At 52.6% G+C, this 11,696-nt stretch carries 8 protein-coding genes and 1 other RNA gene; 5 read left to right on the top strand and 4 right to left on the bottom strand.

Annotated elements, in window-relative coordinates; translation table 11 throughout:
* Positions 1-3: 3 nt before the first annotated feature.
* Positions 4-378, bottom strand: coding sequence for a Fe-S cluster assembly scaffold SufA (gene sufA, locus FVB43_RS19815; protein ID WP_133845281.1), 375 nt, complete (start codon positions 376-378; stop codon positions 4-6).
* Between the two features lie 391 nt (positions 379-769).
* Between sufA and FVB43_RS19810 the strand changes: the two genes are divergently transcribed.
* Positions 770-1,174, top strand: coding sequence for a hypothetical protein (locus FVB43_RS19810; protein WP_167864601.1), 405 nt, complete (start codon positions 770-772; stop codon positions 1,172-1,174).
* Between the two features lie 63 nt (positions 1,175-1,237).
* Here the strand turns inward: FVB43_RS19810 and FVB43_RS19805 are convergent, their stop codons facing one another.
* Together FVB43_RS19805 and ydiJ are read right to left on the bottom strand one after the other, a co-directional pair.
* Positions 1,238-1,651, bottom strand: coding sequence for a hotdog fold thioesterase (locus FVB43_RS19805; RefSeq protein ID WP_133845285.1), 414 nt, complete (start codon positions 1,649-1,651; stop codon positions 1,238-1,240).
* On the bottom strand, positions 1,651-4,707 hold the full coding sequence (gene ydiJ, locus FVB43_RS19800) for a D-2-hydroxyglutarate dehydrogenase YdiJ (RefSeq protein WP_167864600.1): 3,057 nt from the start codon (positions 4,705-4,707) through the stop codon (positions 1,651-1,653). The genes FVB43_RS19805 and ydiJ overlap by 1 nt, the downstream gene beginning before the upstream one ends.
* Before the next feature lie 241 nt (positions 4,708-4,948).
* Here ydiJ and ydiK point away from each other — a divergent pair, with 241 nt between their 5' ends.
* Both ydiK and rprA read left to right on the top strand, forming a co-directional pair.
* Entirely contained in the window at positions 4,949-6,073 is a 1,125-nt protein-coding gene (gene ydiK / locus FVB43_RS19795) for an AI-2E family transporter YdiK (RefSeq protein WP_133845288.1), read from the top strand.
* A gap of 264 nt (positions 6,074-6,337) precedes the next feature.
* Positions 6,338-6,441: antisense sRNA RprA (gene rprA / locus FVB43_RS19790), an RNA gene on the top strand.
* Between the two features lie 136 nt (positions 6,442-6,577).
* Here the strand turns inward: rprA and ppsA are convergent.
* On the bottom strand, positions 6,578-8,956 hold the full coding sequence (gene ppsA, locus FVB43_RS19785) for a phosphoenolpyruvate synthase (RefSeq protein WP_133845291.1): 2,379 nt from the start codon (positions 8,954-8,956) through the stop codon (positions 6,578-6,580).
* A gap of 473 nt (positions 8,957-9,429) precedes the next feature.
* Between ppsA and ppsR the strand changes: the two genes are divergently transcribed.
* Together ppsR and FVB43_RS19775 are read left to right on the top strand one after the other, a co-directional pair.
* Positions 9,430-10,263 (top strand): posphoenolpyruvate synthetase regulatory kinase/phosphorylase PpsR, encoded by an 834-nt coding sequence (gene ppsR / locus FVB43_RS19780; protein WP_167864599.1) that lies wholly within the window; start codon positions 9,430-9,432, stop codon positions 10,261-10,263.
* 147 nt (positions 10,264-10,410) lie between these two features.
* Positions 10,411-11,457: a 3-deoxy-7-phosphoheptulonate synthase gene (locus FVB43_RS19775; protein ID WP_133845295.1), complete on the top strand. Its 1,047-nt coding sequence runs from the start codon at positions 10,411-10,413 to the stop codon at positions 11,455-11,457.
* Positions 11,458-11,696 lie beyond the last annotated feature (239 nt).

Below are 11,696 nucleotides of genomic sequence, written 5' to 3'. Positions count from 1 at the left end.
GGTTCACTCAACGCCAAAGCTCTCACCACAGCCGCAGGCGTGTTGAGCTTTAGGGTTATTAAATTTGAAAATCTGGTTCAGGCCTTCGCGCACGAAATCCACTTCCGTACCGTCGATATAGGGCATCGCCTGCAGGGGCACGAATAACAACGCACCGTTATGGCTGAACACCAAATCATCCGCCGCCGATTCTTTCGCCATATCCATGGTGTAACCAAATCCGGCACAGCCAGAGGTTTTGACACCCAGCTTCAGGCCCTTAATCTCAGGGTCACCTGCGGCCAGATTGATGATTTGCTTTGCTGCGCTGTCAGTAAGCGTCAGCCCTTTCCAGATGTACTCATCCGGAGAAAAAGTGGCAGGATTTGCTGATTGCATAATTTACCTCGCGATACGATAGCCCTTCGGGCTAGTGCCCCTATGTTAGTGATTACCAGAATCACTTCAACCTCTTGTTTTGCAGGGATAAAGGACAAAAGGTGCTTTTAGGGAACTCTTGACTAAGTTTAGACCCTGTAAAAAAGATTGCGCTTTGCCTGAAAGACGCATCGTCTCAAAAGATAAGCGTTTGAAAATAAGATGTTTATATTTTGTTATCTAAACCGAATACTTTCTCTAACTCATTCTCGTTATTCACCGTGACGCGGTTATCGTTATCACCGATTTTTCTGACAGGTGAGGTATATCAATAAAAATTCCCACGTTACGATTGAATAATATCGCAGTTATAATATGATAATGATTATCATTAGCGCGACTGGAACCCGTAATGAATCTGTCGATGAGTGCGTGGCTGCAACATAAAATTGATGAGTACACGTTTTCCGTACGTGATATCACCGTCGACTTTTACATGGCGCAGGCTAAGTTAAACCGGCCCGACTGTTCCATTGAACAACTGCGTAAGTTCAATGATACCTGCCTCGACATGGCCGAACTCTGCCAGCTGAATGGCGACGATCAAAGCTATCTTCACGCGCTGGGAAAACTCCATCAACGACTGGTTGTTGAGCTGAGCAACACCGACCGCGAACGCCTGTTCCGGATGCAAGCCTGGCAACTGGCACGCCACTCCCTGAGTCACCTCTGTCATCAGCTGGCAATGAATGGCGAATGGGATAAAGCGACCGTGTTGCAAAGCGAATTCGTTAAGCACGCGTCGTGGATAATGTAATCTTCAGAGTATTATACCGCGTGCCAGTGATGCGAAAAACCCCGCATTAAGCGGGGTTATCGGTCAAATCACAGCAGTTGTGAGGCGGGACGTACAGCACAAGCGATTATTGTTGTCGAAAATTTCTATTTGCCACACCTGATGACGCCGTCCGAGATGCACAGAACGGCACACACCACGGACCTCGCCTTCCCGTGCGGCCCGCAGATGATTGGCGTTGATCTCCAGCCCAACCACCTGCTGTTCACCCTCGGTGCAGAGATACCCAGCCATTGAGCCTAGTGTCTCCGCCAGCACCACCGATGCTCCGCCGTGCAGCAGACCAAACGGCTGGCGCGTACGCTGATCAACCGGCATCACCGCTTCAATTCGGTCCTCCGCCAGCACCGTAAAACGGATGCCAATATGGTCCACCATCGTGTTTTGACTGCGCAGATTTAACTGCTCAAGCGTGGCTTCACGCTGCCAGATTGCCATTACAGGATCTCCAGTAATGCCTGCAGAGGATGGCGTATACCGCTACCTTCAATACGTTTCACCTGACTGCGGCAGGAATAGCCGGTCGACAGACAGCGCTGACGCGGCAGTTTTTGCAGGGCATTTTGCCAGGAGAGCGCATAAATCCCGAGCGAGTTTTCCAGGTTTTTTGCTTCATGCCCGTAAGTCCCGGCCATGCCGCAGCAACCCACGCTGACATTTTCCAGCCTGGCACCAAAGCGGGCAAAGATCGTTTCCCACTGTTTAATCGAGCCGGGCAGCGCAGTGACCTCGGTGCAGTGGCCAAACAGATACCAGGATTCACCTTCTGCTGCGGGCTGGGCATCACGCGTCGCCAGCGCAGTATGCAGCCATTCATGGACTAACTGCACATGGAAATCCCCCCGTTTATCACCCAGTACCTGCTTGTACTCATCGCGGTAGCAGAGCACCAGCGCCGGATCGACACCCACCAGCGGCATCTTCAACTGCGCCACACGATTGAGGAAATCAGCAGTTTTCTGTGCGGTACGCGCAAACTGTTGCAGGAAGCCCTTAATATGCTGCGCTTTGCCGTTCGGCGAGAACGGCAGTACCACAGCAGTGAAGCCCAACTTTTCAATCAGTTGCACAAAGTCGGCCACCAGCTGTGCTTCGTAATAGCTGGTAAACGGGTCCTGAACCACCAGCACAGCCCGCGCACGCTGTTCAGCACTCATCTGTTCGAGATCTTCCAGCGTCGTGCCCGATGCCCGATGACCGGCCAGCTGCTGCTTCAGCGTCGGTGACGATAAGAGCGGCAGGTCGACCATACCTATATGGCGCTTGCTGAGCGATTTGACCCACGGCTGACGTAAAAAGAAGTTAAAGGCCTTTGGCGCTTTTGCCATCAGCGGCGCATAGCTCTCCACCGTTGCGACCAGATAGTCACTGGCCGGACGCAGGTAGCGCGTGTGATAGAGCTGTAAAAAGCGTGAGCGGAAACCAGGAACATCGATTTTGATCGGACATTGGGTTGAACACGCTTTACAGGCCAGGCAGCCTGACATCGCGTCTTTCACCTCGTGGGAAAAATCATACTGCCCGCGTTTGGCCTGCCAGCTGTTGCGGGTCCGCTGGATCATACCGCGCAGACTGATTCCTTTTGACGGCAGTTGCTGCTCAAGCACCAGTGGATCTACGCCCTGCTCGGCCAGCAAACGCAGCCATTCGCGCGTCAGCGTGGCACGCCCTTTCGGTGAATGCATGCGGTTGCTGGTGATCTTCATTGACGGGCACATCGGGCTTTTCACATCAAAGTTAAAGCATAAGCCGTTGCCGTTACACTCCATCGCGCCACGCCAGTCAGTCCGAACGTTAACCGGGATCTGGCGATCGTACGTGCCACGTTTCACTGCATCGACTTTGAGCATCGGGTCGTCGACGCCCAGCGGTGCACAGATTTTACCCGGATTCAGACGGTTGGCAGGGTCGAAGGCGGCTTTAATGCGGCGCAATTCGTTATACAGCACCTCGCCAAAGAACGCCGGACTGTACTCCGCGCGGAATCCTTTCCCGTGCTCCCCCCACAGCAGGCCGCCATAACGCGCTGTCAGGGCCACGACTTCATCAGAGATCTGTTTCATCAGCATCTCCTGCTGCGGGTCGCACATATCCAGCGCAGGGCGCACGTGCAGCACCCCGGCATCCACATGGCCAAACATGCCATAACTGAGGTTATGCCCATCGAGCAGTGCACGGAAATCGACAATATAGTCAGCGAGGTTCTGCGGCGGCACGCAAGTGTCTTCAACAAACGGAATCGGCTTGGCACGCCCTTTGGCATTCCCCAACAGCCCCACGGCTTTTTTGCGCATCCCGTAGATACGCTCAATACCGGAAACGTCATCACAGAGCTGATAGCCAATGACCCCGCCCTCGCGCAGTGACATTAACGTTTCAAGTCGCTGGCACAGCGATTCCACCTGGCTGTCGATCAGGGATTTATCGTTGCCAGCAAACTCCACCATATTCAGGCCAAGCATCTCTTTGTCAGGAATATCCGTAATCAGTTCACTGACGGAGTGCCAGACAATGTCTTCACGGGCAAGGTTCAGCACCTTAGAATCAACGGTTTCGACCGACAGCGCTTTGGCCTCCACCATAAATGGCGCATTGCGCAGCGCAGAGTCAAAGGAGTCATATTTAATGTTCACCAGCCGCCGCACTTTTGGGATCGGAGTGATATCCAGGGTGGCTTCGGCGATAAACGCCAGCGTGCCTTCAGCGCCACATAAAATGCGCGTCAGATCCAGCTGTTGCAGATCGTCACTCAACACATGACGCAGGTCGTAACCGGTGAGAAAACGGTTAAGTTTAGGGAATTTGTCGATGATTACGTCACGCTGCTCACGGCAGCGGTCCAGCACCACACGATAGATATTACCTTCCGCACCAGGTGCCTGCGCGCGTATTTCCGCTTCGCTGACGGGCATCGCATACGTATCCAGCACCTCTCCCCCCAGCAGGACCGCTTTCAGTCCCAGCACATGATCGGAGGTTTTGCCGTACACCAGCGATCCCTGGCCTGAGGCATCCGTGTTAATCATGCCGCCAAGTGTGGCGCGGTTACTGGTGGACAGTTCCGGGGAGAAAAAGTAGCCAAAAGGTTTCAGGTAATCATTGAGCTGATCTTTTATGACGCCAGCTTCAACTTTTACCCACCCCTCTTCGACATTGATATCCAGAATGCGCTTCATATGGCGCGACATATCCACCACAATACCCTGATTGAGTGACTGCCCGTTGGTGCCGGTGCCGCCACCGCGTGGCGCAAAGGTCAGGGAATCGAAGCGGCTGTCTGCCGCAAGGCGTGCAATCAGTGCCACATCAGCCGTGGATCGGGGAAAAATAACCGCATCGGGCAACAGTTGATAGATACTGTTGTCGGTGGACATAATCAGACGGTCGGCATAGCTTGTCGCTGTGTCGCCAGTAAAACCATCCTGTTTTAAGGCATCCAAAAAACTCAGCACCAACGGAACAAGACCCGGTGCCTGGGAAATCTGTGGGATCATTATCGGGTGACCAAAAAGTTATGTGAATCGTTTGCGTTGCTCAAATAGCGCAGTTATCCGTTTTATCACATTTTTTTATGACCTGCCGTTATTTCAAAAAACGAAGCAAAAGAATAACCTGTTGTTTCTGTCGCTAAATCGTTTCATACATCATGATTTAAACGTCAGGGTTAGCGTAACCGATGCGCCTGCGCTGATTTTAAGAGACAAATCGCATTTTACTTGAGGTCATTGTTAATCGATGAAGAACGCGCAAAAAGGTTGGGACTTACCGCAAATCGTGTTTTCACTGCTGTTTATCAGCCTGACGATTGTCGCGTGTTTTTGGGTGGTTCAGCCGTTTATTCTGGGGTTTGCCTGGGCCAGCATGGTGGTGATTGCCACCTGGCCATTAATGATCAAAATTCAGGGTTTGCTGTGGGGCCGCCGCGGGCTGGCGGTGCTGGTCATGACGCTGTTGTTGATTCTGGTTTTTATCATTCCTGTTGCCGTACTGGTTAACAGCCTGATTGAAAACGTCCCTCCGCTGCTTTCGTGGCTCAGTTCGGGCCATCTGCAAATGCCGGATCTGCATTGGCTGCGCAGCATTCCTCTCGTTGGTAGAAAGCTCTATTCGGCTTATCACAATCTGCTAGCCGGCGGCGGGTCAGCATTGATTACGCAGGTACAGCCTTATATTGGCCGCACTACCGGGTTCTTCTTTGCGCAGGCGGGCCACTTTGGCCGCTTTATGATGCATCTCGGTCTGATGTTGCTCTTTGCCGTGCTGCTGTTCTGGCGCGGTGAGCAGGTGGGGCACGGTATCCGTCATTTCGCCTTCCGTCTGGCGTCTCGTCGTGGGGATGCTGCCGTCTTGTTGGCTGGTCAGGCTATTCGAGCGGTCGCCCTCGGCGTTGTCGTCACCGCGTTAGTTCAGGGTGTTCTGGGAGGTATTGGACTGGCAATCTCCGGTATTCCTTATGCCACCATACTGACGGTACTGATGATTCTCTCCTGCCTGGTCCAGCTCGGTCCGTTGATTGTGCTGGTACCCGCTATCATCTGGCTTTACTGGAGCGGAGACACCACCTGGGGCACAGTCCTGCTGGTCTGGAGCTGTGTGGTGGGTACTCTGGACAACGTGCTGCGGCCCATGCTGATTCGTATGGGTGCTGACTTACCGATGATCCTGATTCTGTCAGGCGTTATTGGTGGCCTGATTGCCTTTGGTATGATTGGTCTGTTCATTGGCCCTGTCGTGTTGGCCGTCTCTTACCGCCTGGTTTCTGTCTGGGTACATGAGTCACCGGCACCGGAAGAAGACCCGCTGGCAGTGGTTGAAGAACTCGCCGAAATTGAAGCAGAAGCGCACCAGCCAAAAGCATAATCGCCCCTTCGTTTGCAGTCAGTTCGCTGACTGCAAACATTAGCGCATGGAATATTTCCGCATCATAAATCCTGATTTTCATTAATGGAATTTATCACTAAATCCCACTTTTCACGCTTTCCAGCCCTTGCATCACCAAATTGCTGATATTTTGCACATCAATTTGCGTTAAAAACCGCCACCTGCACCGGGAAATATTATGAGTTTTAAACTAATAAGATGATTCTTAAAGACGCCATAAACGCGGTTGCATAGTATGGATATCAAGTTTGAAATCACCCCACTGGTTTCTGAACAATGTTATTTCCCTGAGTAAAGAATTGCTGTGTGTAGTCTTTGCCCATCCCCTGTGATGGGCTTTTTTTTGTCTGAAATTCGGCATAAAAAAAGGATAACCGCAGCGCGGTTATCCCTTGCATCGATCCCGGACGCGGTATGCCACGCCTCTAAGGATATCTGGTTAATCGTAGGGGTCGGGCATGCCCGACCCGCAACCACCCGCGTTTACTTCTTCAACTCAGCCAGGCTCAGCCACGTCTGAACCACGGTATCCGGGTTCAGTGACAAACTGTCAATGCCCTCTTCCATCAGCCAGGCGGCAAAGTCTTCGTGGTCTGAAGGTCCCTGCCCGCAGATACCGACATATTTCCCCTGCTTCTTCGCGGCGCGGATTGCCATCGACAACAGCGCTTTTACGGCATCATTACGCTCGTCAAACAGCTCGGATACCACACCGGAGTCGCGGTCCAGCCCCAGCGCCAGTTGGGTCATATCATTTGAGCCAATCGAGAAGCCGTCAAAGTATTGCAGGAACTCGTCAGCCAGCAGCGCATTGGACGGGATCTCACACATCATGATGATCTTAAGCCCGTTCTCACCGCGCTTCAGTCCCTGGCGTTCCAGTTCCTCCACCACGGCTTTCGCCTGGGCTACGGTGCGCACAAACGGCACCATGATCTCTACGTTGGTCAGCCCCATATCGTTGCGTACACGTTTGACCGCCGCGCACTCCAGTGCAAAGCAGTCACGGAAGCTATCCGCCACATAGCGACCGGCGCCACGGAAGCCGAGCATTGGGTTCTCTTCTTCAGGTTCATAACGTTCGCCACCGACCAGATTGGCATATTCGTTAGTCTTGAAGTCTGAAAGACGCACAATCACGCGTTTCGGCGCAAATGCCGCCCCCAGAGTGGCAATCCCTTCGGTCAGGCGGCCAATATAAAACTCAATCGGGTCGTCAAACCCTTTCATCATGGTGCGGATCTGCTTCTGCAACTCCGGCGTCTGCTGGTCAAACTCCAGCAGTGCCTTAGGATGTACACCGATCATTCGGTTGATAATAAACTCCAGGCGCGCGAGTCCCACCCCTTCATTCGGCAGGCAGGCAAAATCAAATGCACGATCGGGATTACCCACGTTCATCATGATTTTCAGCGGCAGCGATGGCATTTCATCAACCTGCGAACTTTTGACCTCGAAGTCGAGCAGTTCATCATAGACATAGCCGGTGTCGCCTTCCGCACATGACACCGTCACTTTGTGACCGTCTTTCAGGATATCGGTGGCATTACCGCACCCGACCACTGCCGGGATCCCCAGTTCACGGGCAATGATCGCCGCATGACAGGTACGCCCACCGCGATTGGTGACAATGGCAGACGCCTTTTTCATGATCGGTTCCCAGTCAGGGTCGGTCATGTCGGTCACCAGTACGTCACCTTTTTCAATGCGGTTCATTTCACTGATGTCGTGAATGACTTTCACTTCACCGGCACCGATACGGTGACCGATGGCGCGGCCTTCAACCACCACCTTACCGTTGCCCTGAAGTGTGTAACGCTCCATCACTGAACCGTTAGAACGGACGGTTTCCGGACGAGCCTGTACGATAAACAATTTGCCGGTATGGCCATCCTTCGCCCACTCAATGTCCATCGGACGCTGGTAGTGTTTCTCAATCTGCACGGCCTGCGCCGCCAGTGCTTCCACTTCTTTATCCGTCAGGGAGAAACGGTCACGCTCTGCTTCTGGCACGTCCTCGATCCTGACCTGCTCGCCATGCTCCTGCGAATCTGCGTAGACCATGCGGATTTTCTTCGAACCCATATTACGGCGCACAATGGACGGGCGACCTGCGGCCAGCGTCGGTTTATGCACGTAAAACTCATCCGGGTTAACCGCACCCTGCACCACCATCTCACCCAGGCCCAGCGCAGAAGTAATAAATACCACCTGATCGAAGCCCGACTCGGTATCAATAGTAAACATCACGCCGGCAGAGGCGAGATCAGAACGCACCATGCGCTGCACCCCGGCGGAGAGTGCCACACCACGGTGATCGTATCCCTGATGCACACGGTACGAGATCGCACGATCGTTAAACAGGGAGGCATAGACATGCTTAACGGCAATGAGCACCGCATCATAGCCCTGCACATTGAGGAAGGTTTCCTGCTGCCCGGCAAAGGAGGCATCCGGCATATCCTCTGCGGTGGCGGAAGAACGCACCGCAAACGATGCATCAGCATCATCGGCTGACAACTGGTTGTACGCCTCGTGTATCGCCTGTTCCAGCTCTGGCGTAAACGGCGTTTCTACCACCCACTGACGGATCTGTTTACCCGCCTTCGCCAACTCATCAACATCATCAATATCGGTCTTATCCAGCAGATCATAGATACGCTGATTGACGCCGCTTTGGTCGAGGAACAGGTTGAACGCTTCCGAGGTTGTCGCAAATCCGTTCGGCACTGATACACCCAACGATGACAAGTTAGTAATCATTTCACCCAGAGAGGCATTTTTGCCTCCCACCCGATCCACATCGTTCATGCCAAGCTGGTTATACCAGAGCACTAGCGGCAATTGGCCTTTATTGGACATTGAAGCAATCCTTGTAAGATTTAATTAAAAATATGAGGAGTACAGTAATGCTTCTTGAGACTCGCACAGTTAAGCCGGATTGATAAAGTGTTGAATCGTTCAAGCAGATGATTTTTTTATTTTTAAGATTTCTCCGCGTAATAAAACAGCGTTGCGCAACAAATAAAATAATAATTTATCTTACAAATCAGCAAATTGAAAATAATCACAAAATAAAATCGCATCGCCACTTGCGCAACAAAAAAGGATTCCATATTAGAATGGTTTTAATTGAAAGGGCGATAAAGATGAATAGTGAACAGAAACATCATTTCATTTTATGATAAAAGTGCGATTTCTCTGATTTTATAAAAATAAAAAGTTCAAATCATTAGTTAATGGTTTTTTTATTTTGTTTTGTAGACTGAATCACGATTTGCTTTAACAGGGCAGATTAATTTAGTCTGCACTGCATACCCGCCAGCGGAGATAAAATGGACGTGAACGCCGAACGTAGTGTTTTTTATATTTCAGATGGCACCGCCATCACGGCTGAAGTATTAGGTCATGCGGTCCTGTCACAGTTCCCGGTGGCAACGCAGAGTGTCACCCTACCCTTTGTGGAAAACGTGCAGCGCGCTCAAGCGGTGAAAGCGCAGATAAATGCGCTGTACCAGCAAAGCGGTGTGCGTCCGCTGGTGTTCATTTCGGTGATCTCCGCGGAGATCCGCGAGATCATTTTGCAAAGCGATGGCTTCTGCCAGGACATTGTCCAGTCGCTGGTCGCCCCGCTCCAGCAAGAGTTAGGCGTTGACCCTGCGCCTGTGGCGAACCGTACGCACGGTCTGACCGCCAACAACCTCGGTAAATATGATGCGCGTATTGCCGCGATTGATTACACGCTGGCCCATGACGATGGTATCTCACTGCGCGGTCTCGAAGACGCGCAGGTGATCCTGCTGGGCGTTTCGCGCTGTGGTAAAACCCCTACCAGCCTTTATCTCGCCATGCAGTTCGGCATTCGCGCGGCTAACTATCCGTTTATCGCGGATGATATGGATAACCTGAAACTGCCCCCGGCATTGAAACCCTTCCAGAATAAATTGTTCGGGTTAACCATTGACCCGGAACGCCTGGCCGCCATCCGCCAGGAGCGGGCAGAAAACACCCGTTATGCGTCAATGCGCCAGTGCAGGCTGGAAGTGGGCGAAGTTGAAGCGCTGTTCCGTACCCATCAGATTCGCTACCTCAACAGTACGAATTATTCGGTGGAAGAGATCGCCACCAAAATCCTCGATATCATGGGTCTTACGCGCCGTATGTACTGATTTTTGCGTTTCCGGCTTGCTCGCAGCGAGCCGGAAATGCAATTCCCCTGCTGTTTTACGGTTGAAATCATCGCGGTTTGGTTTAAGGTGAACGCCATTACTTCCCGGTATTCCTGCCGTTGTGAAGACAAAATTTTAGAGATCCCCATGAACAAAACAGATGAACTGCGGACCGCGCGCATCGACAGCTTAGTGACGCCTGCTGAACTGCAGGCGCAGCTGCCGATCACGTCTGCCATTATCGAAAACGTGACAGCGTCACGTAAACGCATCGCCCGTATTCTCTCCGGTGAAGATCCACGCCTGCTGGTCGTGGTCGGTCCCTGCTCGCTGCATGACCCGGTTGCCGCCCTGGAATACGCGGAACGTCTGAACGTGCTGCGTGATAAATACCAATCCCGCCTGGAGATCGTGATGCGCGCCTATTTTGAAAAACCGCGCACGGTGGTCGGCTGGAAGGGATTAATTTCTGACCCGGATCTCGATGGCAGTTTCCGCATCAATCATGGGCTGGCAGTGGCACGTAAACTGCTGCTGGATATCAACACGCTGGGAATGCCGACGGCGACTGAATTTCTGGATATGGTGATCGGACAGTTTATTGCCGACCTGATCAGTTGGGGTGCCATCGGTGCGCGCACCACGGAGAGCCAGATCCACCGCGAAATGGCTTCGGCACTCTCCTGCCCGGTGGGTTTCAAAAACGGCACCGATGGCAATACGCGCATCGCCGTGGATGCTATTCGTGCTGCCCGCGTCAGCCATATGTTCCTGTCGCCGGATAAACGCGGCCAAATGACCATCTATCAGACCAGCGGCAACCCTTCCGGGCATATCATTATGCGCGGCGGCAAAGCACCAAACTTCCACCCGGCGGATATTGCCGCTGCGGTCGCACACCTGCGGGAATTCCACCTGCCGGAGCACCTGGTGATCGACTTCAGCCATGGGAACTGCCTGAAGCAGCATCGCCTACAGAAAGAGGTGTCCACCAGCGTAGCGCAGCAGATCCGCGACGGCTCGCGCGCCATTGCGGGTGTGATGATCGAAAGCTTCCTGCAGGAAGGCACGCAGAAAGTGACAGCAGAAACCCCGCTGGTTTATGGCCAGTCAATTACCGACCCCTGCCTCGGATGGGACGATACAGCCAGCGTCTTAGCACAGCTGGCGGATGCCGTCGATAGCCGCTTCTGACACCTTTGGCTGGCCCGTAACGGGCCTGCTTTCTTTTATACCCTAAATAATTCGAGCGGCTTCAAGGCGGCAATGGAAGGAATCCAACGCTGAAGCAGCTTGAAGTATGACGGGTATATGCCCTTCTTTATGCAAACTGTTACCTGAAGGTTAATTTCTGCTTGCACGCGGCCTTCTTTCATTGATAATGATTATCATTCTGATAATGAATACCCTTCCCTATTGGCGGCTCCGTGAGG

The sequence above is a fragment of the Erwinia rhapontici genome (genome assembly GCF_012271765.1).
Lineage (GTDB): Bacteria > Pseudomonadota > Gammaproteobacteria > Enterobacterales > Enterobacteriaceae > Erwinia > Erwinia rhapontici.
Note: the sequence above shows the minus strand (reverse complement) of the source record. Positions and strands in the feature narration are given on the sequence as shown.